Genomic DNA, 25,138 nt, shown 5'->3' on the forward strand with positions numbered 1-25,138 from the left:
TAGCGCGCGGCCCAGGGAAATCCCCACTCGCTATTCGCTACTCCCTATTCGCTCTGACAAGGAGACGGAGCGCGGCTCCGCTAAGTGACATGGCAAGACAAGATCAGGCCAACGACCAGTTTTCTCTCACCTCATTCCTCTATGGCGGGAACGCCGATTACATCGACGCGCTCTATGCCGCCTATGAGGACGATCCCGCCTCGGTCAATCCCGAGTGGCAGGAGTTCTTCGCCGGGCTGAAGGACGATGCCGGCGATGTGCGCAGGAATGCCAAGGGCGCTTCCTGGGCAAAGCCCTCCTGGCCGCTGCAGGCCAATGGCGAACTGGTGTCGGCGCTCGACGGCAATTGGGGCATCGTCGAGAAGACGATCGAAAAGAAGGTCAAGGACAAGGCGGTCACCAACGGCGTGGTGCTGTCCGATGCCGATGTGCACCAGGCGACGCGCGATTCCGTGCGCGCCATCATGATGATCCGCGCCTACCGCATGCGCGGCCATCTGCACGCCAATCTCGACCCGCTCGGCATCGCCAAGCCGCTCGAGGACTACAATGAATTGTCGCCCGAGAATTACGGCTTCACCGAAGCCGACTACGACCGGCCGATCTTCCTCGACAACGTGCTCGGCCTCGAATTCGGCTCTATCCGGCAGATGCTGGAGATCCTGACCCGCACCTATTGCTCGACGCTCGGCGTCGAGTTCATGCACATCTCCGATCCCGAGGAAAAGGCCTGGATCCAGGCTCGTATCGAAGGCGCCGACAAGGAAATCTCCTTCACCGCCACCGGCAAGAAGGCGATCCTTTCGAAGCTGGTGGAGGCGGAAGGCTTCGAGCAGTTCATCGACGTCAAGTACAAGGGCACCAAGCGCTTCGGCCTCGACGGCAGTGAAGCGTTGATTCCGGCGCTGGAACAGATCGTCAAGCGCGGCGGCCAGCTCGGCATGAAGGAGATCGTGCTCGGCATGGCCCACCGCGGCCGGCTGAACGTGCTCAGCCAGGTGATGGCCAAACCGCACCGCGCCATTTTCCACGAGTTCAAGGGCGGCTCCGCTGCGCCTGACGAGGTCGAGGGCTCCGGCGACGTCAAGTACCATCTCGGCGCCTCGTCGGACCGCGAGTTCGACGGCAACAAGGTGCATCTGTCGCTGACCGCCAACCCCTCGCATCTGGAGATCGTCGATCCGGTTGTGATGGGCAAGGCGCGCGCCAAGCAGGACTCTCTGTTCGGTCGCGGCCGCGAGGAGATCGTGCCGCTGGAGGAGCGCGCCAAGGTGCTGCCGCTGCTGCTGCATGGCGACGCCGCCTTTGCCGGCCAGGGCGTGATCGCCGAAATCCTCGGCCTGTCGGGCCTGCGTGGCCACCGCGTCGCCGGCACGCTGCATTTCATCATCAACAACCAGATCGGCTTCACCACCAATCCGCGCTTCTCGCGCTCGTCGCCCTATCCGTCCGACGTCGCCAAGATGATCGAGGCGCCGATCTTCCACGTCAATGGCGACGATCCGGAAGCCGTGGTGCATGCCACCAAGGTGGCGATCGAATTCCGCATGAAGTTCCACAAGCCGGTTGTGGTCGACATGTTCTGCTACCGCCGCTTCGGCCACAATGAGGGCGACGAACCCGCTTTCACCCAGCCGATCATGTACCGCAACATCCGCACCCATAAGACGACGGTGCAGATCTATGGCGAACGGCTGATCGCCGAGGGCCATATCAGCCAGGCCGAACTCGACCAGATGAAGGCCGACTGGCGCGCACACCTGGAATCCGAATGGGAAGTCGGCCAGCACTACAAGCCCAACAAGGCCGACTGGCTCGACGGCGCCTGGTCGGGCCTGCGCACGGCCGACAACCAGGACGAACAAAGGCGCGGCAAGACCGCTGTGCCGGTCAAGACGCTGAAGGAGATCGGCAAGAAGCTGACCGAGGTGCCGAAGGGCTTCGAGGCGCACAAGACGATCATCCGCTTCCTCGAAAACCGCCGCGAGGCGATCGAATCGGGCGAAGGCATCGACTGGTCGACGGCCGAGGCGCTGGCCTTCGGCGCCATCCTGCTCGACGGCAACCCGATCCGCCTGTCGGGGCAGGATTCCGAACGCGGCACCTTCTCGCAGCGCCATTCGGTGCTCTACGACCAGCGCGACGAGACCCGCTACATCCCGCTCAACAATCTGTCGGCGGCGCAGGCTGGCTACGAAGTCATCAACTCGATGCTGTCGGAAGAAGCGGTGCTCGGCTTCGAATATGGCTACAGCCTGGCCGAGCCTAAGGCGCTGACGCTGTGGGAAGCGCAGTTCGGCGACTTCGCCAACGGCGCCCAGGTGGTGTTCGACCAGTTCATCTCCTCGGGCGAGCGCAAGTGGCTCAGAATGTCGGGCCTCGTCTGCCTGTTGCCGCATGGCTATGAAGGCCAGGGCCCGGAGCACTCCTCGGCACGGCTGGAGCGCTTCCTGCAGCTTTGCGCCGAGGACAACATGCAAGTGGCCAATTGCACGACGCCGGCCAACTACTTCCACATCCTGCGCCGGCAGCTGAAGCGGGATTTCCGCAAGCCGCTGATCCTGATGACGCCGAAGTCGCTGCTGCGCCACAAGCGGGCGGTGTCGACGCTGCCGGAAATCTCGGGCGAAAGCTCGTTCCACCGGCTGCTGTGGGACGACGCCCAGCTCTTGCCCAACCAGCCGATCAAGCTCACCAAGGATTCCAAGATCCGCCGCGTCGTGCTGTGCACGGGCAAGGTCTATTACGATCTCTACGAGGAGCGCGAGAAGCGCGGCATCAACGACATCTATCTGCTGCGCGTCGAACAGCTCTATCCATTCCCGGCCAAGGCGCTGATCACCGAATTGTCGCGTTTCCGCAACGCCGAGATGGTGTGGTGCCAGGAGGAGCCCAAGAACATGGGCGCCTGGTCGTTCATCGACCCCTATCTGGAATGGGTGCTGGCACATATCGACGCCAAGCATCAGCGGGTGCGCTACACCGGCCGGCCGGCGTCCGCGTCGCCGGCGACCGGGCTGATGTCCAAGCACCTTGCCCAGCTCGCCGCCCTGCTCGAAGACGCGCTTGGTGAATAGAGAAGATCTGGGCGAACAACAAAACCGAAAGAACGGACAGGCACAATGGCTACCGAAATCCGCGTTCCCACTCTCGGCGAATCCGTCACCGAGGCGACCATTGGCAAATGGTTCAAGAAGGTCGGCGATGCCATTGCCGTCGACGAGCCGCTGGTCGAGCTCGAAACCGACAAGGTGACGGTGGAGGTTCCGGCCGCCGCCGCAGGCACGCTGGGCGAGATCACCGCCAAGGAAGGCGAGACGGTCGGCGTCGGCGCCTTGCTGGGGATGATTTCGGCGGGCGGTGCTGGCGCTGCCCCCGCGAACAAGCAGGAGGCCAAGCCCCAAGCGGTGGCGCAGGCGTCGAGCCCCGACGCGGCGCACACCACCAAGCAGGCCGCCGCCGAGACCGCCAGGATCGCCGGCGATGCCGGCCCGGTCGAGCCGCGCACCATGCCGCCCGCGCCGGCCGCCGCCAAACTGATCGCCGAGAACAATCTGTCTGTTGATCAGCTTTCCGGCTCGGGCAAGCGCGGCCAGGTGTTGAAGGGCGACGTGCTCGATGCTATCTCGAAGGGCGCGCCGTCGCAGCCGGCCGAGACGCCGAAGGCGGCACCAGCACCGGTTGCCATGCGTGCGCCATCCTCCGGCGACGACGCCTCGCGCGAGGAGCGCGTGCGGATGACCAAATTGCGCCAGACCATCGCGCGCCGGCTCAAGGAAGCGCAATCGACCGCAGCCATGCTGACCACCTTCAACGAGGTCGACATGTCGGCGGTGATGGCGCTGAGGACCAAGTACAAGGACGTGTTCGAGAAGAAGCACGGCGTGAAGCTCGGCTTCATGGGCTTCTTCACCAAGGCCGTCACCCACGCGCTGAAGGAAATCCCCTCGGTCAATGCCGAGATCGACGGCACCGACATCATCTTCAAGAACTACGCCCATATCGGCGTCGCCGTCGGCACCGAGAAGGGCCTGGTCGTGCCGGTCGTGCGTGATGCCGACCAGATGTCGATCGCCGAGATCGAGAAGGAGATCGGCCGGCTGGGCATCGCCGCGCGCGACGGCAAGCTGTCGGTCGCCGACATGCAGGGCGGCACGTTCACCATCTCCAATGGCGGCGTTTACGGGTCGCTGATGTCGACGCCGATCCTCAACGCGCCGCAGTCGGGCATTCTGGGCATGCACAAGATCCAGGACCGGCCGGTGGTGGTCGGTGGCCAGATCGTGATCCGGCCGATGATGTATTTGGCGCTGAGCTACGACCACCGCATCGTCGACGGCAAGGAAGCGGTGACCTTCCTGGTGCGAGTCAAGGAAAGCCTGGAGGATCCGGAACGGCTGGTGCTGGATTTGTGATCGGAGCTGATCCGCAATGAGCGGCTGGCCGGATACACTACGCCGATGGTTTCGGCGTGGACGCGTCTGGCTTTTCTACGATCGGCCTCTGGTCGCTTCGCCCGCCGATTGGGACGCCTCCGAGGTCAGCAGCAATCTCGGCGTCTTCGCCCTGAGCGAAGCCGAGATGGCGGAGCGGAAGATCACCGCCACCACAATCGGTGAGCTTGAGCTGCCGACCGGCGAAATCGTCGCCTGCGATCCGCTGATCACCGGACTAGGACGGCCTGCGTTCAGCCGCAAGGTGAAGCCAGGACGCTACCCAGTCATGCTGCTTCAGGCGCAGGGCCGCATTGCCGCGGCAGTCTTGCGATTTGGTACCGGCTTGCCGGTGAGCTGGGAATTGGCCACCTTCGCTCGCGATCGCCCACCGGTTTATGAGTCGGAATTTCTTGAATTTATCGTGGATGACGCTGTCGCGTCGTTCATGGACAAGTCGCTCCTGACGTTGATGACCGACCAGGAAGAACTTGACGACTATCTTGCTGATGTTGCGTGGTCTCTCGACAGGTTTGGCATGGATAGTCCGATGGAAGGAAACCCGCTCAACGTCGCTATGTTCGATACTGGTTTCGGTGACGGCGGGTATAAGTCCTTCTGGGGATTGGACGCCACTGGCGAACCACTGGTCTTGATGACCGATTTCGAGGTGCTGGAGAACGCCGACGGCCGAGAAGGTGATCGGGCTAGCTGATGACAAACGTCGCTTCGCCCATGATCGGATTTATCGCTGGGTCGATAGTTTCTCTCGTAGCGGCTTCCGTTGCTCATGCTGCCTGCCCCATCGAACTCGCCGTCTATGGCGATGCTCAAAGCGGCAGCGAAATAGACTTCACGCCGACCGGCACCTCTGCCACCGTCACCAACACATTCCGCATGATCCTCGACAACAATGTGGTGCTGAACGGAATCGTCATGTGGAACGAAGGCGTGGCGCGGCCGAATGGCGCGCTGATGTACAAATGCCCGGAGGGCGATGCTACCGGGGATGAACTTGCCGCCTGTACGCTTTGGCATGGCGTCATCTACACGTCGGACGACAAGGGCGGCATTGGCCTGCTGCCGGCCGAGGGTGTCGAAGCGCCGAAGACGCTGATCCTGCCGGATCTCGGTCCGGCGCTGCGCCAGTCCAAACTGTATGGCGGCGGCGGGTTTTCGAAAGTGCCGTGGGATGTGTTTGCCTTGAAGGGGTGCCAGGAATGAGTGAGGCGCAAAAGGTGCTGCTGGTTACCGGCGGCAGCCGTGGCATCGGCGCCGCGATCTGCCGGCTCGGGTCCAAGGCCGGTTACCGCGTCGCGGTCAATTACGCCACGAACCGGAATGCCGCCGACGCGCTCGTTGCCCAGATCAGGGCCGCCGGCGGAGAAGCGTTTCCGGTCAAGGGCAATGTCGGCGTGGAGTCCGATGTCGTGGCCATGTTCGGTGCCGTCGACCGCGCCTATGGCCGGCTCGATGCCTTCGTCAACAATGCCGGCATCGTCGATCTCAAGGCGCGGGTCGACGAGATGTATGTCGCGCGGCTGGAACGCATGATGCGCGTCAATGTCGTCGGTGCGTTCCTGTGCGCCCGCGAGGCGGTGAAGCGCATGTCGACCCGCTATGGCGGTTCGGGTGGCGCCATCGTCAACATCTCGTCGGCGGCCGCGACTTTGGGCTCGCCCGGCGAATATGTCGACTATGCCGCCTCCAAGGGTGCCGTCGACACGCTCACCATCGGGCTCGCCCGCGAGGTGGCGCTGGAAGGCATTCGTGTTAACGCGGTGCGGCCCGGTATTATCGACACCGAAATCCACGCCTCCGGCGGGCAGCCGGACCGGGTGGAACGGTTCCGCGACATGCTGCCGATGAAAAGAGCCGGCACGGCGGATGAAGTCGCGGGCGCGGTCCTCTATCTCTTGTCCGACGCCGCGTCCTATACGACGGGCGCGATCCTGAATGTCAGCGGCGGCCGTTGAGCGCCAAGCAAAGGGAAATTAACATGGCTTATGACGTCGTAATCATCGGATCGGGACCGGGCGGCTATGTCTGCGCCATCAAGGCGGCGCAGCTTGGGCTGAAGGTCGCGGTGGTCGAGAAGAACGCGACCTTCGGCGGCACCTGCCTCAACATCGGCTGCATCCCGTCCAAGGCGCTGCTCCATGCCTCCGAAATGTTCGCCGAGGCCGGCCATTCCTTCGATACGCTGGGCGTCGAGATACCGGCGCCGAAGCTCAACCTGAAGAAGATGATGGCGCACAAGGACACCACGGTTACGTCCAACGTCAACGGCGTCGCCTTCCTGTTCAAGAAGAACAAGATCGATAGTTTCCGCGGCACCGGCAAGGTAGTCGCGGCCGGCAAGGTCTCGGTGACCGGCGAGGACGGCAAGGTCGAGGAGATCGAGACGGCGAACCTCGTCATCGCCACAGGTTCGGACGTCGCCGGCATTCCCGGGGTCAAGGTCGACTTCGACGAAAAGGTCATCGTGTCGTCGACCGGCGCGCTGTCGCTGGCGAAGGTTCCCGACCATCTGGTGGTGGTCGGCGGCGGCGTCATCGGGCTCGAGCTCGGCTCGGTCTGGGCGCGGCTCGGCGCCAAGGTCACCGTGGTCGAGTTCCTCGACACCATCCTGGGCGGCATGGACGGCGAGGTCTCCAAGCAGTTCCAGCGCCTGCTCTCCAAGCAAGGCTTCGAGTTCAAGCTCGGCGCCAAGGTCACCGGCGTCGCCAAGGCAAAGAAGGGCGTCAGCGTCACCTTCGAGCCGGTCAAGGGCGGCGCTGCCGAGACGATCGATGCCGACGTGGTGCTGATCGCCACGGGCCGCCGCGCCTATTCCGACACGCTCGGCCTGAAGGAAGCGGGTGTCGAGGCCGACGAGCGCGGCCGGGTCAAGACCGACGGTCATCTCAGGACCAATGTGCCCGGCATCTACGCCATCGGCGACGTCATCGCCGGGCCGATGCTGGCGCACAAGGCCGAGGACGAGGGCGTGGCGGTGGCCGAGACCATTGCCGGGCAGGCCGGCCATGTGAACTACGACGTCATCCCGAGCGTCGTCTACACCAGCCCGGAAATCGCCTCGGTCGGCAAGACCGAGGAAGAGCTGAAGAAGGCCGGCATCGACTACAAGGCCGGCAAATTCCCGTTCACCGCCAACGGCCGGGCACGCGCCATGCTGCACACCGACGGTTTCGTGAAGATCCTTGCCGACAAGACGAGCGACCGCGTGCTTGGCGTTCATATCGTCGGCTTCGGCGCCGGTGAGATGATCCACGAGGCGGCGGTGCTAATGGAGTTCGGCGGCTCGTCGGAAGACCTCGCCCGCACCTGCCATGCGCATCCGACGATGTCGGAAGCGGTCAAGGAAGCGGCGCTGGCGACGTTCTTCAAGCCGATCCACATTTAAAGGCGACCAACGCGCGGGAGTAGCTTGGCGTCAAAGTCTCCAACGGCCCAAAAACAGAACGGCCCGCCTTTCGGCGGGCCGTTTGTATTCGATTTCGAGCCGATTACTGAGCCGGTGCTGGCGCAGGGGCGGGCGCCGGAGCCGGAGCCGGCGCCGGGGCTGGTGCTGGTGCCGGAGCGGGCGCAGGCGCTGGTTCGGCTGGCTTCATCGGTTCAGCCGGCGCGGGCGCCGGGGCCGGTGTGCTGGCCGCTGGCGGTTCGGCGGGTGCCGGGTGTTCGCCACTTCTTCCGAAAACATAATAAGCGACAATCGCCAGGATAACCACGACCAGCGCAATCAGCCAGGGACTGCCACCGCTGCCGCCACTCGGCCTGGGAGTGTCGTTTGATGGATTCGCCATAAAAGTGTCCTCCGTGGATGAAAATGATCAATCAACAGCCATCAACGCGCAACCGTTGAATGGGTTTCACGCTAGCGGAGCAAACCGCCGGAAACACGGCGCCTGTGGCCCTCCGCTGCCGTCCGACTCAATTGACGGCGGTGACAGTATAGCCGGCTTTGCGGAAATCCTCGACCAGTCGCTCAGGACTGGAAGATGGCGCCTCCCGCCAGCTTGATTTCGAGCACTGGTGCCTCGCCGGACGGCGGCGTTTCGCCACGCAGCGAGCCAAGCCAACGGATGCTATCGTTGGTTGTTGGGGATTGCCGGCATGACGATCACTGCACAGACTTTTCCCGATCCCGAAGGCGATCTTGCCGGCGCTCAGTTCGCCGACCGATACGTGCTGACAACCGATGGCCTTGCCCTGACCGCCATTGGCGCGGCCGAACGCGTCCTGGGGCGGACACCGCGATGGGTCGACCGGCTTACGCGGCTACGCAACCTCGCCGTCAAGCCATTTGGGCTGAAAACGGGGGCGGAGCCCGACGCACCGCCGGAAACCAGGATCGGCATATTTCCGCTCATCAGCCAGGCACATGGCAGGGTCGTCCTTGGCCTGGACGACCGGCATCTCGATTTCCGCATCCTGGTGGAGGTGAACGACCTCGGCGCGGGCCGGCAGGAGGTGGCGGCGTCGACGATCGTGAAGACGCACAATCTGTTTGGGCGGACGTATCTCGCCATCATCATGCCGTTCCACCGCATGATCGTTCCGGCGATGCTGGCTCAGGTCTTGATCAAATAGGGCTTAAAGCCCCACGGCAGTGACGGTATAGCCAGCTTTGCGGAAATCCTCGACCAGTCCCTGCGGACCGGGGAGATGCAGGGCGCCGACCGCCATGAACGCATTGCCCTTGGCCAGGATCGGCTCGGCGTGGTCGACCATCACCTTGTTGCGGCTGGTGATCATGGTTTCCTCGAAGGCGGCATAGCCTGAGGCGTCGTTCTGCTCCTCCGGCATGGCGGCGCGGAACAGCGGCCAGAACATGCCGGTGTCGCCACGCTGATAGAGCACGATCATGGTTTCGTTGATGTCGTTGACCTTGTCGCCCAGCTTCAGCGTGTCGACCAGGCCTTTCATGTGAAAGGCGAGCGGCAAGGAAGCCATGGCGCGCAATTGGCTCTCGGCCGTTTCCAATCCCTCCACCGGCTTGCCGGCAGCCTTGGCGCTTTCGGCCAGCTTGACGTCGAGCACCGGCGCGCCGCCGGACTGGCGGGCGAGCTCGCAAGCCGGAAGCGCCATCATGGCCGACAGCATCCACGGCTTCATCTTGGCGACGGTGGCCGGCGGGATGCCGCGTGCGTCGAGCGCGGCGTTCATGGCGGCCGCTTCGTCCGGCTTCAGCAGGGACGACAGCGTCGTGGAGTCCGTGAACATCATCAGGTCCGGCTCCTTCAGCATCGCCGTCATCATCTTCTGCTTGTCGAGCACGTCGGTGGTCTCGATAATGATGGTGCCGGCGGCGTCAAAAGCCTTCTGTGCGGCCGGCGGCAGCGTGGTGACGCGCGGATCGGTCATGTGCATGGTGCCGAACAGGAAGGATGGCTGTTCGCCCGGCTTCTCGAGCTTCCACAGCAGGCCCTTGCCGTTCGGCGTCGCGGTGGCTTCGGCCTCGATCTTCTGGTAGGCGGCCGGGTCATTCTTCTGCAGGGCCGACACCATGTCGGCGCCGGTGCAAGTCGGGATCTCGGCATGCGCCCTGCCGGCCGCGAACAGCAGGACGGCGAGGAACGACAGGAAAAACAGGATGTTGAGCGCGACGAGCAGTTTCAGCGAGACGTGCGCTGCGCGGTCGGCGATGGCGATGACGCGTTTCATGACACCGTTGGTAAGCGCAAAAAGCGGCAAAACGGTTAACTGGCACTGCAAAATTGAAGGGTTCACGCCCTAGGGTGCGCCGATTCGTAGATTTCCAGCAGCCTCGTCGTGTCGACGCCGGTGTAGATCTGCGTCGTCGACAGGCTGGCGTGGCCGAGCAGTTCCTGGATGGTGCGCAAATCGCCGCCGCGGCCGAGCAGGTGCGTGGCGAAGGAATGGCGCAGCGCGTGCGGCGTCGCGGTGTCCGGCAGGTTGAGCGCCGAGCGCAGCTTGGCCATGTCGCGCTGGATGATGGCCGGGTTGAGCGGGCCGCCGCGCGCACCGCGAAACAACAGCCCCTTCGGGTCGAGATGATGGGGGCAGAGCCGGCGGTATTCGGCAATTGCCCTGAGCGCCACCGGCAGCACCGGCACCAGCCGTGTCTTGCCGCCCTTGCCGGTAACACGCAGCACGGTGTCGGCTTCCGACGCCAGATCGGCGCCGGCGAGGCCAAGCGCTTCCGAAATGCGCAGGCCGGAGCCATAGAGCAGCGTCAGCACGGCGGCGTTGCGGGCGGCGATCCAAGGTTCTTCGGCAAGTTGGCCTTCCACCGACACCACATGTTTGGCATCGCTTGCCGTCAGCGGCTTGGGCAGGGATTTGGGCTGGCGCGGCGCACGCAAGGCTGCCGCCCCGGCGGCATTGGCGAGGCCACGCCGTTCGAGGAACCGCAGCAGCGAGCGGATGCCGGCGAGACCCCGGCCAAGCGTGCGGGCGCCGGCGCCGGCGTTGCGGCGGGCGGCGAGAAAGCCGCGCAGGTCGGCCGGGCGCAGATTGGCAATGTCGGAAATGCCGGGCGATCCGCCGCAATGGCCGGTGAGGAAATGCAGGAACTGGCGGGTGTCGCGCTCATAGGCTTCCACCGTCTCGGGTGACAGCCGACGTTCTCGCGCGAGCATCTTCAGCCAGCCTTCGCGTGCTGCCTGCAGATCGGGTTTTGCCGGGATGAGGAATTCCTGCATGGTGTCGTTCCGGTTCGCTGCCATTTTCGGGCACCCGGGTTAGGAAGCGGTGAAGAGGCCGTCATTGAAATCGCAGCCCTGTGGGGCTAGGAGACAGTCGATCGGTGGCAAATCCAAACCTTGGTGATTGGCTCCTGAACCGCCTTGCGTACTGGTCACCGTAACGGAATGGATCCTCGGGTCTGCGCAGTCGCTTCGCGCCTGCTCCGCCCGTGGATGACGAAAGTAAAGCGCCATGAGCAAGCCGCAAAACCCCGTCCAGATGGCCGTGATCGGCGCCGCCCATGGCATCAAGGGCGAACTCAGGGTGAAGACCTTCACCGGCGAGCCGATGGCGCTGGCCGACTATGGGCCGCTCTATTCCCGGGACGGCCGTGCCTTCCAGATCATCGACATCCGACCCGCCAACACGGTCGTCGTGGTACGTTTCAAGGGTGTCACCGACCGCAATACCGCCGAGGCGCTTGCGGGCACCGAACTGTTCGTCGACCGTTCGATGCTGCCCGACGACGGCGAGGAGGACGAATTCTACCATGCCGACCTGATCGGGCTGGAGGTCCGCGACGATACGGGTGCGGCGCTCGGCAAGGTGGTCGCGGTGCACAATTTCGGCGGCGGCGACATTCTCGATGTGACGCTGGGCGGCCGCAAGGGCGTGCTGATTCCGTTCACGCAGGCCGCCGTGCCGCAGGTGTCGATCGCCGAGGGTTTTGTCCGCATCGACCCGGCTGCGGCCGGGCTTGTCGAGGACGAGGATGGCGAGCCGCCGCGTGAAGAGGATTTCGACCCGAAGGGCCGGCCGCGCGGGCCGCGCGATGCCGGGGGCAACCGGTGACGTTCAAGGCTTCGGTGCTGACGCTCTATCCCGAGATGTTCCCGGGCGCGCTCGGCCTGTCGCTGGCCGGGCGGGCGCTCGAGGCCGGCACCTGGTCGCTGGAAGCAATCCAGATCCGCGACTTCGCCACCGACAGGCATCGCACCGTCGACGACACGCCGGCCGGCGGCGGCGCCGGCATGGTGATGCGCGCCGATGTGCTCGCCAGGGCGATCGACCACGCCTCTCCTGAGGGCGATTTGCGTCCGCGCCTGCTGATGAGCCCACGCGGAAAGCCGTTGACGCAGGCGCGCGTGCGCGAACTCGCCGCCGGGCCGGGAGCCGTCATCCTGTGCGGCCGCTTCGAAGGCGTCGACCAGCGAGTGATCGACGCGCGGGAATTGGAGGAAGTCTCGATCGGCGATTTCATCCTCTCAGGCGGCGAGCCTGCAGCACTTGTGCTGCTCGACGCGGTGGTGCGGCTGTTGCCCGGGGTCATGGGCAATGCGGTGTCGGGCGAAGAAGAGAGTTTTGAAAACGGCCTGCTCGAACACCCGCATTACACGCGGCCGCAGGAATTCGAGGGTCGGGAGATCCCCGAAGTGCTGATTTCGGGCAATCACAAGAAGATCGCCGCTTGGCGGCGGGCGGAGTCCGAGAAACTGACGAAAGAACGCCGGCCGGATCTGTTCGGCGATCAGCCTTTGCTGAAATAGTAGAAGGCTAGGAACAGGCCGACCGCGATGACGAAGCCGCGCACCACGTTCTGCGGCACGCGCTTGGCGATCCACACGCCGGCATAGCCGCCGAGCGCCCCGCCGGGGATCATGACGATCGCCTGCGGCCAGGCGACGACGCCGCCCGAGACGAAGACGACGATGGCGACCGCCGCGATGACCACGGCCAGCATGTTCTTCAGCGCGTTCAGCCGGTGGTAGTCGCCGGCCTGAGTCAGGCCGAGCGTCGCCAGCATCATCACGCCCATGCCGGCGCCGAAGAAGCCGCCATAAATGGCGGTGGCGAACTGCGCCAGCGAACCGGCAAGTGAGCCGACGGCCGCCTCATGCCCTGGTTTCGGTGCCGGCTTCAGCCAAGGCCCGGCGGCGAAAAGCGCCGTCGCCGCCAGCAGCAGCCACGGCACCATGGCGCGGAAGGACGGGTTGGACAGCGCCAGAAGGATGAAGGCGCCGGCCAATGCGCCGGCAGCCGAGATCAGGCACAGCAGCAGGGCACCGCGCCAGAAATGCTTGATGTCGGTCCAATAGGCGAGCGTCGAAGTGATATAGCCTGGAAATTGCGTGACCGAGGAGGTCGCGTTGGCGACGATCGGCGGCACGCCGACCAATGTCATGGCGCCGAAGGTGATGAAGGTGCCGCCGCCGGCGACCGCGTTGGCGGCGCCTGACAGGAAGCCCGCCAGGAAAAGCAGGGTGGCGTCGAGAACAGACATGGAATGCCGCCGTGGAAAACTGTGTTATGTCAGGCTTAGAAAGCCCCGGTGACCAGCGCAACCCGGCACGAACGGTATTACAATGGGGCCATGCCGGCAAAAAAGTCTCTGGCGCGGGCGTGACAAAGTGCTGAAATAGCTGTATGTGCCCGCCCGTACCGGCAAGAAAAATCTGCCGGGCCCGTCAACAATGACGGTGTAGTCGCCCCTGTCCGATGTCTGAAGATGGATGTCTTCTCGACAAAGGACATAGCCGAGCGGTCATTGGAACTGCAAGGCGAGTGTCGGACGCTCTGACTGTCGGAAGAACAAGAAGTGGATTATTGAGATGGATCTCATCCGTCAGCTCGAGGCCGAACAGGCCGCCAAGATCGAAGCCAAGCGCAAGCTTCCCGAGTTCCAGCCCGGCGACACCGTGCGCGTCCAGGTCCGCGTGACCGAAGGCACCCGCACCCGCGTCCAGGCCTATGAGGGCGTCGTCATCGCCCGCGCAGGTTCCGGTTTCCAGGAAAATTTCACCGTCCGCAAGATCTCCTACGGCGAAGGCGTCGAGCGCGTGTTCCCGGTCTACTCGCCGATGGTCGAGGGCGTCGAGATCGTGCGTCGCGGCAAGGTGCGTCGCGCCAAGCTCTATTACCTGCGCGACCGTCGCGGCAAGTCGGCCCGTATTTCGGAAAACACCGGCGTGCGCGCCCGCAAGCTCAACGATGAAGAGCGCGATGCGCTGAACGCCGAGAAGGCCCGCATCGAGGCCGAGAAGGTCGCCGCTGCCCAGGCGCTGGCCGCCGAGACTGCCGCCAAGGAAGCCGCCGAGAAGAAGGCAGCCGCCGAGGCCGAGGCAGCAGCCAAGGCCGCCGCGGAAGCGACCCCGGCCGAATAAGGGTTTCGGAAAGTACATTCGAAAAGGCGGCTTCGGCCGCCTTTTTTCGTTTCACCAGACCGTGAACGCTTTCGGCCCCGGAAATCGGATGCGGGGCGTTGACGGCATATTATCTTGTGTACTAAACAATCGTGCGCACGATAATTGGAGATTTGATATGGCACTCTATACGGCACAGGCTCACGTCACCGGCGGCCGCGCCGGCCATGGCGAGACCAGCGACGGCCTGCTCAAGGTCGATCTGGCAATGCCCAAGGAGCTCGGCGGGCCGGGTGGCGCCACCAATCCCGAGCAGCTTTTCGCCGTCGGCTACGCCGCCTGCTTCGAAAGCGCCGTCCGCTTCATCGCGCGTAAGCAGAAGCTGCCGCTCGAGGATGCCGCGATAACCTCTACCGTCAGCCTTCTTCCCAATGGCGAAGGCTTCAAGCTCGGCGTCGCGCTCGCGGTGAAGACGAAAGGCCTTGATCAGGCGGCGGCGGAAGCGCTTGTATCGGAGGCGCATAATGTTTGCCCCTATTCGAATGCCATCAAGGGCAACATCGACGTAGCGCTTTCGGTAAGGGCGGTATGACGGGAAAGACCACAAGAGGTGCCAGCGACGTCCCGGCGGAGGCCGCCGGGACGTTTCCCGTGCCGCGGCTCGACCAGCAGCTCTGTTTCGCGCTCTATTCGGCGAGCGGGCTGATGACCAAGGTCTATCGGCCGCTGCTCGAGCCGCTTGGTCTGACCTATCCGCAATATCTGGTGATGCTGGCGCTGTGGGAGCGCACGCCAAGCACGATTGGTGAGCTGGGCGTGGCGCTGGGCCTGGATTCGGCCACGCTGACGCCGCTGATCAAGCGGATGGAAGCAGGCGGTCTCGTCACTCGCCGGCGCGACGCCGCGGACGAGCGCCGCGTGCTGGTGGAACCGACGGCCAAGGGCCAGGCGTTGCGCGCGCGCATGAAGGACGTGTCCACCGCATTGGCTTGCGCCGTGCCGCTGGAGCCGGGCGACGTGAAAGCCTTGCACGCGACACTCACCCGCCTCGTTTCAAGCATGCGCGGCGCCATCGCCGATGACCGGCCGGCGGACGCGGAAGCGTTGACCCCTGACTCGGTGTAGCCGATCACCCCGAAATTCCCGGCCCGAAATTCATCGATTGAGGGCATCGGAATCCCTTTTCGCCTGCACCGACGCAGCGGACCGTCTTGCGTGGCGCTTGCGGCAAGCTAAAGTCGGCGCGGATTTTCCTGCAAGCCCGGCCGATGTCCGGGCGCTTTCAATTTTCGGGAGTGTGTCATGATCAAATCGAAACTGCTGCTGGCCGGCCTGCTTGCCCTCATCCTGACGCCCGTTGCCGCCCTCGCGCAGGCGCTGCCCGATCTCGGCGGCAAGAAGGTAGTGGTGGTGACCGAGAACGCCTATCCGCCGCTGCAATTCATCGATGCCAAGACCGGCAAGCAGATCGGCTGGGAATATGACGCGATGGACGAAATCGCCAAGCGGCTCAATTTCAAGGTCGAATACCAGAACACCTCCTGGGATGCGATGATCCAGGCGGTTTCCGACAACCAGTACAACATCGGCATGACCGGCATCACCATCAAGGACGACCGCAAGCAGAAGGTCGATTTCTCCGACCCCTATATGCGCTCGGAACAGTTCATGCTGGTGCGTGGCGATGAGAGCCGCTTCACCGATGCCAAGACCTTCGGCGCCTTCAAGGACGGGCTGATCGGCGCGCAGGCCGGCACCACGCCCTTCTACACCGCCGTCTACAGCGTGCTCGATGGCAACGAGCAGAACCCGCGCATCAAGCTGTTCGAGACCTTCGGCGCCACGGTGCAGGCGTTGAAGTCCGGCGACGTCGACGTGGTGCTGACCGACGGCACCGCCGGCAAGGGCTATGTCGATGCTTCCGAGGGCAAGCTGAAGCTGATCGGCGGCCCGCTCGGCACCGAGGATTTCGGATTCATCTTCCCGAAGGGGTCCGACCTGGTGAAGCCGGTCAACGCAGCGATCGCGGCGCTGAAGGCGGATGGGACCTTCGATGCGCTCAACAAGAAGTGGTTCCTTGACTACAAGATGGGGCAGTGATTTCCCGCTGACTTTGCGCTTGAACGCCCCCCTCTGCCCTGCCGGGCATCTCCCCCTCAAGGAGGGAGATCGGATGTCTTTTCCGATTTCGCTAATCAGCAATGTTGTAAGAAGAGTACCGCCGACGAGGCTGCCAATCTCCCCCCTTGAGGGGGAGATGTCCGGCAGGACAGAGGGGGGCGCCTTGGCACCTGACCTTCGCGATATCTGCCTTGTCAGCATTGCCTGATGGCACCTCTGTCCTCCTCCAAGCCCGACTTCCCCTGGTGGCTTGCGGTTGCCGCAGCACTGGCCCTGGCGGCGGCCTTGTTCATCGCCACCAGCAACCTTTATGCCCAGGTCTTCGCCACGGTCGCCAAGGGCATCGGCGTCACCGTCTTCGTCACCGTTGTCGCCTTTTCGCTGGCGTCCGCCATTGGTCTCGGTATTGCGCTGATGGGATTGTCGGGCTCGCGCTGGCTAAGGCAGATCGCCCGCTTCTATGTCGAGATCATCCGCGGCGTGCCGATCCTGGTGCTTTTGTTCTGGATCGCCTTCGCCGGCGCGCCGGCCTTCGTCGCGGCCTGGAACGCGCTGACCGCGCCGCTGCAGAATGCCGGCCTGTTCGGCGAGCTTCTGGTGCGCGACGTGTCGCTTTTGTGGCGCGCAGTCATGGCGCTGACCATCGGCTACTCGGCTTTTATCTCGGAGGTTTTCCGCGCCGGTATCCAGGCTGTCGAAAAAGGCCAGATCGAGGCGGCGAAGGCGCTCGGGCTGAGCCGCGCGCAACGCTTCCGGCTGATCGTGTTCCCGCAGGCAATCCGCACCATCCTGCCGCCGCTGGGCAATGATTTCGTCGCCCTGGTCAAGGATTCCTCACTGGTCTCGGTGCTCGGCGTCGCCGATATCACCCAGATGGGCAAGGTCTATGCCGCCGGCTCCTTTCGCTTCTTCGAGACCTATTCGATAACAGCCTACATCTATCTCATCCTGACCGTCGGCCTGTCGCTGGCGCTGAGGGCGCTGGAGCGGCGGCTGCGTCGCCAGCACGAGGAATAGTTTTTGGACAAGGACGGCGTTACGATCATCCCGACATATCTGGTTGGGAGGTTTCATGATCGTCGACAAGGCCAATGCCGCGCTGGATTCCGTCTACGGCGCCGACACGCCGGAAGCGCTTGAAGAGGCCTACGCCGCATGGGCCGCGACCTATGACAGCGAAACCGCCTCGCTCGGCTACCTGCTGCCGTTCCTGATCACCGCCTGGGTGGCGCGCCACGTGCCGGCGGGTGAAGGGCCGCTGCTCGACGCCGGCTGCGGCACCGGCTTGTCGGGGCCGTCGCTGAAGGCGTTGGGTTACGGCGACATTGCCGGGCTCGATCTCTCGGACGACATGCTGAAGATCGCCGGCAGCCGCAACGCCTATGGCGAGCTGAAGCAGGCGATGCTTGGCGGGCCGTTGCCATGGCCGGACGGGTATTTCCGCGCCTTCTTCTCGACTGGCGTCTTCACCATCAGCCACGCGCCGGCCTCGGGCCTGCACGAGCTGGTGCGTATCACCAGAAAGGGCGGCCACGCCATCTTCACCGTGCGCGACCAGGTGTTCGAAAACGGCGGTTTTCAGGCGGCGTTCGATGAGCTGGAGCGGACAAGGAAATGGCGGCCTGTGGAGCAAAGCCCGTGGTTTCGCTGTTACGCGATCGCTGAGCCGGATGCGCTGGTGAAGACGTTTGTGTTCGAGGTGCTGTGAGCTGCGAGTTCTTCCTTCCCCCTTGTGGGGGAAGGTGGCCTCGCGAAGCGAGGTCGGATGAGGGGGTGTTTCCAGCTTGGCAAAGACGGAGATCCTTCGCGCACCCCTCAACCGTCTCGGCGCTGCGCGGCGATCCACCTTCTCTCACAAGGGGAGAAGGGAAAGCCGCGCCGCGCCACGCCGCAATTGCCGAAAAGCCAAAACATTGATATGAGCCACGCCATGGAAGAGCTTTTTGGCGATCCGGCCTACAAGGGGTTCGTGCTGCAGGACAGAAAACGCCTGCCGTCGCGCTTTTCCGCGCGCGTCAGCGGCGCGCTGACCAGCCGACTTAGCTAGGCCGACCTGTCCAGGTCGTTGTGCCGGATCCAACCTGCCGGCATTTGCTCCTTTCCATTCTCATATCGACGGATTTACGCACATGAGCGCACCGCGCACCCTCTACGACAAGATATTCGACGACCATGTCGTCGACCGCCAGGACGACGGCACCTGCCTGCTCTACATCGATCGCCACCTCGTCCATGAAGTGACGAGCCCGCAGGCCTTCGAAGGCCTGCGCCTGAGCGGCCGAAAGGTCCGGCATCCGGAAAAGACGCTGGCCGTGGTCGATCACAATGTCTCGACCTCGCCCGAGCGCAAGTTCGGCATCAAGAACGAGGAAAGCCGCATCCAGGTCGAGGCGCTGGCCAAGAACGCCAGGGATTTCGGCGTCGAATATTATTCCGAGAACGATATCCGCCAGGGCATCGTCCACATCATCGGTCCCGAGCAGGGCTTTACCTTGCCCGGCATGACCATCGTCTGCGGCGACAGCCACACCTCGACCCACGGTGCTTTCGGCGCATTGGCGCACGGCATCGGCACCTCCGAGGTCGAGCATGTGCTGGCGACGCAGACGCTGATCCAGCGCAAGGCCAAGAACATGCTGGTGCGTGTCGACGGCGTGCTGCCGGAAGGCGTCACCGCCAAGGACATCATCCTGGCCATCATCGGCGAGATCGGCACCGCCGGCGGCACCGGCTATGTCATCGAATACGCCGGCGAGGCGATCCGCTCGCTGTCGATGGAAGGCCGCATGACGATCTGCAACATGTCGATCGAGGGCGGCGCGCGCGCCGGCCTGATCGCCGCCGACGAGACGACCTTCGCCTATGTCAAGGACAAGCCGCGCGCGCCGAAGGGCGCTGCCTGGGATGCAGCACTCGAATACTGGAAGACGCTGCAGTCGGACGAAGGGGCGCATTTCGACAAGGTGATCGTGCTCGACGCGGCCAAGCTGCCGCCGATCGTCTCCTGGGGTTCGTCGCCCGAGGATGTCGTCTCGGTGCAAGGCATCGTGCCGAACCCGGCCGACATCACCGATGAGAACAAGCGCACCTCCAAGCAGCGCGCGCTCGACTATATGGGCCTGACGCCGGGGACGAAGATCACCGACATCGCGCTCGACCGCGTCTTCATCGGCTCCTGCACCAATGGCCGTATCGAGGATCTGCGCGCCGTCGCCAAGGTGGTCGAAGGCAAGACGGTCAGCGCACATGTCGATGCGATGATCGTGCCGGGCTCCGGCCTGGTCAAGGAACAGGCGGAAGCGGAAGGTCTCGACAAGATCTTCCTCGCCGCCGGCTTCGACTGGCGCGAGCCGGGCTGCTCGATGTGCCTGGCCATGAACGACGACCGGCTGAAGCCGCATGAGCGCTGCGCCTCGACTTCGAACCGCAATTTCGAGGGCCGGCAGGGTTTCAAGGGCCGCACCCATCTGGTGTCGCCGGCGATGGCGGCGGCGGCGGCGATCGCCGGCCACTTCGTCGACATCCGCGACTGGAAATAATCCCAACTTCAACAGAACCCGAGCCGCGCGGGCTCGGGTTCAGGGTTTTCCGTCGCGGCGGACGAGCTCGTGGAACTCCTCCCGGCGTCCCGGCTGGTCGGAAGCGACCACAAGCGCCAACTGCTGCTCTTCGAAGAGCCTGAACCATTCGTCCCATTCGACGAGTTCATAGCCTCCGGCATTGATCGGCCGTTCCGGCTGGTCCTGATCCTGGTAGGCATGCTGGCCAAAGACCAGCCTCAACATGGGCTGTGTTCCCGCTTCGGGCGATATATCGACGATCGCGGGAAAACCGGCTCGTCCGGCAGCCCACGAGCGGATTGCTTCGTGGTCGGTCAGTGTAATCATGTCGGCCATGGGCTGCTCCCGATTGTGACCTCAGAACGCTGGCCGCGGGTTGGGGTTCCCTGACAATATGTCGAGACTTGGCCCGGGCTTAACCGCTTGTTTGCGCTTGCGCTCTAAGGTCTTCCCTGACGTCAGCGAGGGGAAGTCATCGTCCTTTGGACACCGGTCTGTTGATAGCGCTGCTCAATCCGACGATCGCGCTGGCACTCGGCGCGGCCTTCCTCGTGCTATGGGCCCATCAGCGCCATCGTCCCTATCTGGCCGTGCTGGCGATAAGTTACTGCGTCTCGGCGCCGGGCTTTCTGTTCCAGTATTTCACCTTGCCAATCGGCATGGTGCTGACCAAGCTGGTGTCCAACATCTGCTTCGCCATTGCCGGCTGCTGCCTGTCCAGCGCCATTGTCGCCCGCTACGGCCGCAAGGTGCCTTATGTCGGGATCGGCGTTCTGGCGCTTGGCGGACTGGTGTCCTTCTGTTGGTTCCTGTTCGTGGCGCCGGATCTCACCTGGCGTATCCTGGCGATGAATTTCGCCTTCGGCGGCATCAGTCTCTTGGTCGCCGCCGAACTCAGACCGGTGCGTAATAACGGCCCGACGGAAAAAATCCTGTTCGTGCTGTCGCTGCTGTCGGGCGTCAACTTCTTCGTGCGCACTCTCGTCGTGGTCATCGCGCACGGCCCGTTTGCCAGCTATGACGGGTTCTATGGTTCGTCCTACTGGACGACGGCGCTGCTGTCGCACGCGCTTTTGTCGCTGCTGATCGCGCTCTGCCTGTTCACCGCCGCCGCACTCGACGTGATGAAGGCGCTGAAGACCGAAACGTTTACCGATCCGCTGTCGGGCCTGCTCAACCGCCGTGGTTTCGAGGAGCGCGCCGCGAGGCTGCTGGAGACTTGCGCCAGGGCAAAATTCCCGGTGGCCCTGGTGCTGGCCGACCTCGACCACTTCAAGGCGCTCAACGATGTGCATGGCCATGCGGCGGGCGACCGCGTGATCGCCGACTTCGCCGCCAAGCTTCAGGCGGCGGCCGGGACGCGGGGTGCCGCGGGGCGCATCGGCGGCGAGGAGTTCGCGGTGCTCCTGCCGCTCAGCGATCTCGCGTCGGCGCGATTGTTCGCCGAGGCCGTGCGCACGCTTTATTCGGCCGGCAGCGTCGACGGGCTTCCTCCGGGCACCAAGGTCACCGCCAGTTTCGGCGTGGCGGCGCGCAGCGGCGGAGAGGCGCTGGAGCCTCTGATGCGCCGCGCCGACGAGGCGCTCTACAAAGCCAAGAAGAACGGCCGCGACAGTGTGCGCCTGTCTTACGAGCGACCGGAAACGGTGTTCGTGGCGGAGCCGCTCAAGGCGAGCTGATCCGGCGCGCCCGGCCTCGCGTTAACGTCTTTTTCGCCCGTCGATGCTTAGGTGGGGCTCGGGGTTTGAAAAGAAGATGAGCGGCGCCAACTTCATCCTGTTGATCAACCTGTCGGTTGCCGGCTTACTGGCGGCTGCCTTCATGGCGGTCGCGTTGCATGATGCCGGCCGCGCGCCGGCGCGCTGGTTTGCCTTCGGCTACCTGCTGGGCATGGTCTATTCGGCCATCGAATTCAGCATTCCCGCCTTCACCGATGCGCGGCTCCCGGTGGTCGCCGCCTTCGCGGTCTTCCTTGCCGCCACCATCGCCTTCAATGGCGGGCTGGCCCGCAAATACGGCGTGGCGCCGCCATGGTCGCCGATGCTGTTCTTCCTTTTCGCCACCACCGTCGCCGTCTATTTCGTCCAGGACCTGCCGCGCCAGTCGCTGGTCCGCATGATGGCCTACCAGCTTCCCTATGCCATCATGCAGTTCGTCGGGCTGGCCATCGTCTGGTCGTCAAGGCAAAGGCGTGGCCGGCTCGATCTCATATTGATGGCGGTGCTCGCGGCCAGTGGCCTGCAGTTCGCCTCCAAGCCGTTCATCGCCCATGCGCTGGGCGGCTGGGGCGCCAATCCGCAGGCCTACCTGCAAAGCAACTACGCGTTGGTGTCGCAGTCGCTCGGCACCGTCTTCGCGCTGGCGCTGGCACTGCTGACGCTGGCCATACTGGCTCGCGATGTGCTGGTCGAAGTGATCTCGAAGTCGGAGGTGGATACGCTGTCGGGGTTGTTCAATCGCGGTGGCTTCACGCGCCAGGCCGAACTGGCGGTGCTCGGCGCCGTGCGGCAAGGCGTGCCGGTCGCCTTGGTGATTGCCGATCTCGATCATTTCAAGAGCATAAACGACGGTTTCGGCCATGCGTCCGGCGACCGGGTGATCGAGACCTTCGCCGGCCTCCTTCGAGAGGCCGCCGCCGGCCACCACGCCGCGGGCCGGATCGGTGGCGAGGAGTTCGCCATCATCCTGACGGGAACCAACCTTGCCGGCGCCCGGCTGTTCGCCGAGGGCACGCGCAGCGCGTTCGGCACGCTGCCCATCGACGGGCTGCCGGCCGACAATCGCTGCACGGCGAGCTTCGGGGTTGCCGAACTACATCCGGGCGAAACCGTTGCCGATCTCATGCGGCGTGCCGACGAGGCGCTCTATCTGGCGAAGAATGCCGGTCGCGACTGCGTACGTGTCTCAGCCGGACCGGGAGGCGAGTGGCCGGCTAACGCAATCGTCGTGAGTTCCAGATCAGGATGACGTTTGGTTGGACCGTCATCCTGATCCAACTCTTTTCTTGGAGCATGATCTCTTCCGAAAACCGGTTCCCACTTTTCGGGATCATGCTCTAGCGGCAGGGGCTGAGTTCGGGCATCTCGCCTTCGGAAAGCCCGTACATATAGCTGCGACCTTTGACGAAGACCGGCGGCCGGTAGCAATCGCCGTCCCCCGATATCTCGTCGGCTTCGTCCTGGTAGATCACCTTGGGCTGGCCGGCGCTGGTGTAGTCGGATAGTTGCTTGGCGAGCTTGCCTTCGCCGACGATGATGCGTTTGTAGCCGGCGGCGCTGTCGATGACGAGATTGCCGAAGGAATCGGCGTAGACGCGATCCTGGTGGCGAGCCCCCGCAAGTGCGGGTGTCGCCAGGCCGGCGACCGAGGCCGCCACGATGAGCGCCGCGAGGCGCGAGCTGCCAGAGTTGGAACGCATGGCGTCCTCCTGATGGTTAAAGGCCAAAGCGCGTCGCGACGCGCCTTAATCCTTGTTTGGATGCATGCCATTGTCCCAAAACCGCTGACGCGTTTTTGGGCGACATGCATTGGCTCCTCGAATCAGAAATTAACCTTTTCTTAACCTTTGTTAAGAGGCCGTCGCGATTGCCCGCGATGTCTCGCCAAACATGGTTAATTTCCGACTTGAGGGAAAACCCCGCGGCCATCATTCGGCCATGCTTGGCCGCACCATCGCCGCCAGCCATCGGGTCGACCTTGATCTTGGCAAAGCATCGCGGCTAGTTTGCCGCAGGGGAGGACAGCATATGGCGCTACGCCGGACGGTTTGGGTGTCCTTTCTTCCGTTGCTCGCCATCGTTGCCGCCTGTGTGCCGCAGGACAATGCGCCGAAGGCGGCCAACACCGTCTCGCCCGCGCCGGCTCAGCAATCCATGGCAGCCGTGGCGCCTCCGACATCGCCAACGAAGATCACCACCGACCTTACCGCGCCGCGATCCGCAGTGGGTACGGGAACCTATGGATGCGGCAATGGCAGCGCGATCACCATTCAGAATCTCGGCTCGTCGTTGCGCGTGATCGAGCCGGATGGCGCGACCGAAGAATTCGTGGCGTCGCCCGCCAACCAGTCCAGCCGCTATCAGGAAGCCGCCACGCATAACGCAATCGTGATCGACGGGCGCGAGGCGCTGGTGATGAAGAGGGGTTCGACGCCGCGGACCTGCAGGCGATAGATCGCACGGCTAACGACTTGCGTATGCTGCACTGCAGCGACATCGAGCGCGGCGGGGGCTAGCAGCCCCTAATCGATTGAAGCCCTAGCCTGCTTTTTTGTCAGACTAAATGACGTTTCCAAAACGATTTTCTGGCTTTGACGCGGTGCAAAAAGAGCATTAGAAACCCGCTGTCCGAAGTCATACATCAGGGCGGCAAATGCCGCTTTCCATCGCGGCTCCGGACGTCGAACTGGGGGAGCCATGAGCAGATCACCAGCCACCCGCGCCAATGCCAGACGTGAACGGCCGCTGTCGCCGCATCTGACGATCTACCGGCCGCCGATCACCATGACGATGTCGATCATCCATCGCATCACCGGCGGTGCGCTCTATTTCGGCACTCTGCTGGTCGCGATCTGGCTGATGGCGGCGGCAAGCTCGCAAGGCGCCTTCGACTGGGTCAACTGGGCCTTCGGCACCTGGCTCGGCCGGCTCATCCTGTTCGGCTACACCTGGGCGCTGATGCACCACATGCTGGGCGGTGTGCGCCACCTTGTCTGGGACACCGGCGCCGGTCTTGAAAAGGACACGGCATCGAAGATCGCCTGGGCAACGCTGGCCGGCTCGATCCTGCTCACATTGCTGATCTGGGTCGCCGGTTACATGGCGCGGGGAGCCTGATCATGAGCACTGGCAAGACCGACATGCGCACGCCGCTGGCCAGGGTCCGCGGCCTGGGTTCCGCCCGCGAAGGCACCGGACATTTCTGGCGCCAGCGCCTAACCGCGATCGCCAACATCCCGCTGATCCTGTTTTTCGTCGGGTTCCTGATCGCGCTCAACGGCGCCGGTTTTGCGGAGGTGCGGGCAGCGCTTGCCAATCCGTTCGTGGCGCTGGTGGTGGCCCTGGTGCTGGTCTCCGGGCTGATCCATATGCGTATCGGCATGCAGGTGATCATCGAGGATTACGTGCATGGCGAAGGCATGAAGCTGGCGCTCATCGCGCTCAATACTTTTTTCACCGTAGCGGTCGGCGTCACCTCGATCTTCGCCCTGCTCAAGCTGGCATTCGGAGGCTGA

26 protein-coding genes are annotated in these 25,138 nt (G+C 63.9%); 21 read left to right on the forward strand and 5 right to left on the reverse strand.

What is annotated here, in order from left to right:
* The first annotated feature begins 89 nt into the window (after positions 1 to 89).
* The 7 genes from MESOP_RS05100 to MESOP_RS05130 all read left to right on the forward strand — a co-directional run bounded on the left by MESOP_RS05100 (position 90) and on the right by MESOP_RS05130 (position 9,026).
* Positions 90 to 3,077, forward strand: a complete 2,988-nt coding sequence (locus MESOP_RS05100) for a 2-oxoglutarate dehydrogenase E1 component (RefSeq protein WP_013892255.1) — start codon at positions 90 to 92, stop codon at positions 3,075 to 3,077.
* Positions 3,078 to 3,122: 45 nt separating this feature from the next.
* On the forward strand, positions 3,123 to 4,415 hold the full coding sequence (gene odhB / locus MESOP_RS05105) for a 2-oxoglutarate dehydrogenase complex dihydrolipoyllysine-residue succinyltransferase (RefSeq protein WP_013892256.1): 1,293 nt from the start codon (positions 3,123 to 3,125) through the stop codon (positions 4,413 to 4,415).
* Between the two features lie 16 nt (positions 4,416 to 4,431).
* Positions 4,432 to 5,148, forward strand: coding sequence for a DUF4241 domain-containing protein (locus MESOP_RS05110; protein WP_013892257.1), 717 nt, complete (start codon positions 4,432 to 4,434; stop codon positions 5,146 to 5,148).
* The gene (locus MESOP_RS05115) at positions 5,148 to 5,657 is read left to right on the forward strand and encodes a hypothetical protein (RefSeq protein ID WP_013892258.1); all 510 of its coding nucleotides are present in this window, start codon (positions 5,148 to 5,150) and stop codon (positions 5,655 to 5,657) included. The genes MESOP_RS05110 and MESOP_RS05115 overlap by 1 nt, the downstream gene beginning before the upstream one ends.
* On the forward strand, positions 5,654 to 6,409 hold the full coding sequence (locus tag MESOP_RS05120; protein ID WP_013892259.1) for an SDR family oxidoreductase: 756 nt from the start codon (positions 5,654 to 5,656) through the stop codon (positions 6,407 to 6,409). The genes MESOP_RS05115 and MESOP_RS05120 overlap by 4 nt, the downstream gene beginning before the upstream one ends.
* Before the next feature lie 23 nt (positions 6,410 to 6,432).
* Positions 6,433 to 7,839, forward strand: coding sequence for a dihydrolipoyl dehydrogenase (lpdA, locus tag MESOP_RS05125; protein WP_013892260.1), 1,407 nt, complete (start codon positions 6,433 to 6,435; stop codon positions 7,837 to 7,839).
* A 710-nt stretch (positions 7,840 to 8,549) separates the two neighbouring features.
* Positions 8,550 to 9,026 (forward strand): DUF2867 domain-containing protein, encoded by a 477-nt coding sequence (locus MESOP_RS05130; RefSeq protein ID WP_013892261.1) that lies wholly within the window; start codon positions 8,550 to 8,552, stop codon positions 9,024 to 9,026.
* Positions 9,027 to 9,029: 3 nt separating this feature from the next.
* Here MESOP_RS05130 and MESOP_RS05135 read toward each other — a convergent pair whose 3' ends face one another.
* Both MESOP_RS05135 and MESOP_RS05140 read right to left on the reverse strand, forming a co-directional pair.
* Entirely contained in the window at positions 9,030 to 10,100 is a 1,071-nt protein-coding gene (locus MESOP_RS05135) for a TraB/GumN family protein (RefSeq protein ID WP_041164532.1), read from the reverse strand.
* Positions 10,101 to 10,162: 62 nt separating this feature from the next.
* Complete coding sequence (locus tag MESOP_RS05140) at positions 10,163 to 11,101, reverse strand: tyrosine recombinase XerC (protein WP_013892263.1); 939 nt, start codon at positions 11,099 to 11,101, stop codon at positions 10,163 to 10,165.
* A gap of 235 nt (positions 11,102 to 11,336) precedes the next feature.
* On the opposite strand from MESOP_RS05140, the gene rimM reads away from it, so the two are divergent.
* Positions 11,337 to 11,936, forward strand: a complete 600-nt coding sequence (gene rimM / locus MESOP_RS05145) for a ribosome maturation factor RimM (RefSeq protein WP_013892264.1) — start codon at positions 11,337 to 11,339, stop codon at positions 11,934 to 11,936.
* Positions 11,933 to 12,631: a tRNA (guanosine(37)-N1)-methyltransferase TrmD gene (gene trmD / locus MESOP_RS05150; RefSeq protein ID WP_013892265.1), complete on the forward strand. Its 699-nt coding sequence runs from the start codon at positions 11,933 to 11,935 to the stop codon at positions 12,629 to 12,631. Before rimM ends, trmD begins: the two co-directional genes overlap by 4 nt.
* On the opposite strand, the gene MESOP_RS05155 is transcribed toward trmD, so the two are convergent.
* Positions 12,613 to 13,365: a sulfite exporter TauE/SafE family protein gene (locus tag MESOP_RS05155; protein ID WP_013892266.1), complete on the reverse strand. Its 753-nt coding sequence runs from the start codon at positions 13,363 to 13,365 to the stop codon at positions 12,613 to 12,615. The genes trmD and MESOP_RS05155 overlap by 19 nt on opposite strands.
* Before the next feature lie 328 nt (positions 13,366 to 13,693).
* Between MESOP_RS05155 and rplS the strand changes: the two genes are divergently transcribed.
* The 7 genes from rplS (at position 13,694) to leuC (ending at position 19,884) form a co-directional block, all read left to right on the forward strand.
* Entirely contained in the window at positions 13,694 to 14,245 is a 552-nt protein-coding gene (gene rplS, locus MESOP_RS05160) for a 50S ribosomal protein L19 (protein WP_013892267.1), read from the forward strand.
* Positions 14,246 to 14,402: 157 nt separating this feature from the next.
* Positions 14,403 to 14,816, forward strand: a complete 414-nt coding sequence (locus tag MESOP_RS05165; RefSeq protein WP_013892268.1) for an organic hydroperoxide resistance protein — start codon at positions 14,403 to 14,405, stop codon at positions 14,814 to 14,816.
* Complete coding sequence (locus tag MESOP_RS05170) at positions 14,813 to 15,349, forward strand: MarR family winged helix-turn-helix transcriptional regulator (protein ID WP_013892269.1); 537 nt, start codon at positions 14,813 to 14,815, stop codon at positions 15,347 to 15,349. Before MESOP_RS05165 ends, MESOP_RS05170 begins: the two co-directional genes overlap by 4 nt.
* Positions 15,350 to 15,526: 177 nt before the next feature.
* Entirely contained in the window at positions 15,527 to 16,324 is a 798-nt protein-coding gene (locus MESOP_RS05175) for a transporter substrate-binding domain-containing protein (protein WP_013892270.1), read from the forward strand.
* 228 nt (positions 16,325 to 16,552) lie between these two features.
* A complete protein-coding gene (locus MESOP_RS05180) occupies positions 16,553 to 17,362 on the forward strand; it encodes an amino acid ABC transporter permease (RefSeq protein WP_013892271.1) in 810 nt (269 codons plus the stop codon).
* A gap of 55 nt (positions 17,363 to 17,417) precedes the next feature.
* Positions 17,418 to 18,053: a class I SAM-dependent DNA methyltransferase gene (locus tag MESOP_RS05185; RefSeq protein ID WP_013892272.1), complete on the forward strand. Its 636-nt coding sequence runs from the start codon at positions 17,418 to 17,420 to the stop codon at positions 18,051 to 18,053.
* A 421-nt stretch (positions 18,054 to 18,474) separates the two neighbouring features.
* The gene (gene leuC / locus MESOP_RS05190) at positions 18,475 to 19,884 is read left to right on the forward strand and encodes a 3-isopropylmalate dehydratase large subunit (RefSeq protein ID WP_013892274.1); all 1,410 of its coding nucleotides are present in this window, start codon (positions 18,475 to 18,477) and stop codon (positions 19,882 to 19,884) included.
* Positions 19,885 to 19,923: 39 nt separating this feature from the next.
* On the opposite strand, the gene MESOP_RS05195 is transcribed toward leuC, so the two are convergent.
* Positions 19,924 to 20,241: a hypothetical protein gene (locus MESOP_RS05195; protein ID WP_013892275.1), complete on the reverse strand. Its 318-nt coding sequence runs from the start codon at positions 20,239 to 20,241 to the stop codon at positions 19,924 to 19,926.
* A gap of 146 nt (positions 20,242 to 20,387) precedes the next feature.
* Between MESOP_RS05195 and MESOP_RS05200 the strand changes: the two genes are divergently transcribed.
* The gene (locus MESOP_RS05200; RefSeq protein ID WP_041164002.1) at positions 20,388 to 21,584 is read left to right on the forward strand and encodes a GGDEF domain-containing protein; all 1,197 of its coding nucleotides are present in this window, start codon (positions 20,388 to 20,390) and stop codon (positions 21,582 to 21,584) included.
* A 76-nt stretch (positions 21,585 to 21,660) separates the two neighbouring features.
* Positions 21,661 to 22,872 carry a GGDEF domain-containing protein gene (locus MESOP_RS05205; RefSeq protein WP_041164003.1) on the forward strand — a complete coding sequence of 404 codons (1,212 nt, stop codon included), beginning with the start codon at positions 21,661 to 21,663 and terminating at the stop codon, positions 22,870 to 22,872.
* Positions 22,873 to 22,960: 88 nt separating this feature from the next.
* Here MESOP_RS05205 and MESOP_RS05210 read toward each other — a convergent pair whose 3' ends face one another.
* Positions 22,961 to 23,323 carry a hypothetical protein gene (locus MESOP_RS05210; RefSeq protein WP_013892278.1) on the reverse strand — a complete coding sequence of 121 codons (363 nt, stop codon included), beginning with the start codon at positions 23,321 to 23,323 and terminating at the stop codon, positions 22,961 to 22,963.
* Between the two features lie 328 nt (positions 23,324 to 23,651).
* Here MESOP_RS05210 and MESOP_RS05215 point away from each other — a divergent pair, with 328 nt between their 5' ends.
* The 3 genes from MESOP_RS05215 (at position 23,652) to sdhD (ending at position 25,138) form a co-directional block, all read left to right on the forward strand.
* Positions 23,652 to 24,077, forward strand: coding sequence for a hypothetical protein (locus MESOP_RS05215; protein ID WP_013892279.1), 426 nt, complete (start codon positions 23,652 to 23,654; stop codon positions 24,075 to 24,077).
* Between the two features lie 243 nt (positions 24,078 to 24,320).
* Positions 24,321 to 24,740: a succinate dehydrogenase, cytochrome b556 subunit gene (gene sdhC, locus MESOP_RS05220; RefSeq protein ID WP_013892280.1), complete on the forward strand. Its 420-nt coding sequence runs from the start codon at positions 24,321 to 24,323 to the stop codon at positions 24,738 to 24,740.
* A gap of 2 nt (positions 24,741 to 24,742) precedes the next feature.
* Positions 24,743 to 25,138 (forward strand): succinate dehydrogenase, hydrophobic membrane anchor protein, encoded by a 396-nt coding sequence (gene sdhD, locus MESOP_RS05225; protein WP_013892281.1) that lies wholly within the window; start codon positions 24,743 to 24,745, stop codon positions 25,136 to 25,138.

Source organism: Mesorhizobium opportunistum WSM2075 (assembly GCF_000176035.2).
GTDB lineage: Bacteria > Pseudomonadota > Alphaproteobacteria > Rhizobiales > Rhizobiaceae > Mesorhizobium > Mesorhizobium opportunistum.

Coding starts and splice junctions, on each gene's coding strand:
- leuC (WP_013892274.1), top strand. CDS start 18,475: ATGAGCGCACCGCGCACCCTCTACGACAAGATATTCGACGACCATGTC.
- MESOP_RS05100 (WP_013892255.1), top strand. CDS start 90: ATGGCAAGACAAGATCAGGCCAACGACCAGTTTTCTCTCACCTCATTC.
- MESOP_RS05110 (WP_013892257.1), top strand. CDS start 4,432: ATGAGCGGCTGGCCGGATACACTACGCCGATGGTTTCGGCGTGGACGC.
- rplS (WP_013892267.1), top strand. CDS start 13,694: ATGGATCTCATCCGTCAGCTCGAGGCCGAACAGGCCGCCAAGATCGAA.
- odhB (WP_013892256.1), top strand. CDS start 3,123: ATGGCTACCGAAATCCGCGTTCCCACTCTCGGCGAATCCGTCACCGAG.
- MESOP_RS05215 (WP_013892279.1), top strand. CDS start 23,652: ATGGCGCTACGCCGGACGGTTTGGGTGTCCTTTCTTCCGTTGCTCGCC.
- MESOP_RS05180 (WP_013892271.1), top strand. CDS start 16,553: ATGGCACCTCTGTCCTCCTCCAAGCCCGACTTCCCCTGGTGGCTTGCG.
- MESOP_RS05210 (WP_013892278.1), bottom strand. CDS start 23,323: ATGCGTTCCAACTCTGGCAGCTCGCGCCTCGCGGCGCTCATCGTGGCG.
- MESOP_RS05135 (WP_041164532.1), bottom strand. CDS start 10,100: ATGAAACGCGTCATCGCCATCGCCGACCGCGCAGCGCACGTCTCGCTG.
- MESOP_RS05185 (WP_013892272.1), top strand. CDS start 17,418: ATGATCGTCGACAAGGCCAATGCCGCGCTGGATTCCGTCTACGGCGCC.
- MESOP_RS05170 (WP_013892269.1), top strand. CDS start 14,813: ATGACGGGAAAGACCACAAGAGGTGCCAGCGACGTCCCGGCGGAGGCC.
- sdhC (WP_013892280.1), top strand. CDS start 24,321: ATGAGCAGATCACCAGCCACCCGCGCCAATGCCAGACGTGAACGGCCG.
- MESOP_RS05130 (WP_013892261.1), top strand. CDS start 8,550: ATGACGATCACTGCACAGACTTTTCCCGATCCCGAAGGCGATCTTGCC.
- rimM (WP_013892264.1), top strand. CDS start 11,337: ATGAGCAAGCCGCAAAACCCCGTCCAGATGGCCGTGATCGGCGCCGCC.
- MESOP_RS05175 (WP_013892270.1), top strand. CDS start 15,527: ATGATCAAATCGAAACTGCTGCTGGCCGGCCTGCTTGCCCTCATCCTG.
- lpdA (WP_013892260.1), top strand. CDS start 6,433: ATGGCTTATGACGTCGTAATCATCGGATCGGGACCGGGCGGCTATGTC.
- MESOP_RS05165 (WP_013892268.1), top strand. CDS start 14,403: ATGGCACTCTATACGGCACAGGCTCACGTCACCGGCGGCCGCGCCGGC.
- MESOP_RS05155 (WP_013892266.1), bottom strand. CDS start 13,365: ATGTCTGTTCTCGACGCCACCCTGCTTTTCCTGGCGGGCTTCCTGTCA.
- MESOP_RS05115 (WP_013892258.1), top strand. CDS start 5,148: ATGACAAACGTCGCTTCGCCCATGATCGGATTTATCGCTGGGTCGATA.
- MESOP_RS05120 (WP_013892259.1), top strand. CDS start 5,654: ATGAGTGAGGCGCAAAAGGTGCTGCTGGTTACCGGCGGCAGCCGTGGC.
- sdhD (WP_013892281.1), top strand. CDS start 24,743: ATGAGCACTGGCAAGACCGACATGCGCACGCCGCTGGCCAGGGTCCGC.
- MESOP_RS05205 (WP_041164003.1), top strand. CDS start 21,661: ATGAGCGGCGCCAACTTCATCCTGTTGATCAACCTGTCGGTTGCCGGC.
- MESOP_RS05195 (WP_013892275.1), bottom strand. CDS start 20,241: ATGGCCGACATGATTACACTGACCGACCACGAAGCAATCCGCTCGTGG.
- MESOP_RS05140 (WP_013892263.1), bottom strand. CDS start 11,101: ATGCAGGAATTCCTCATCCCGGCAAAACCCGATCTGCAGGCAGCACGC.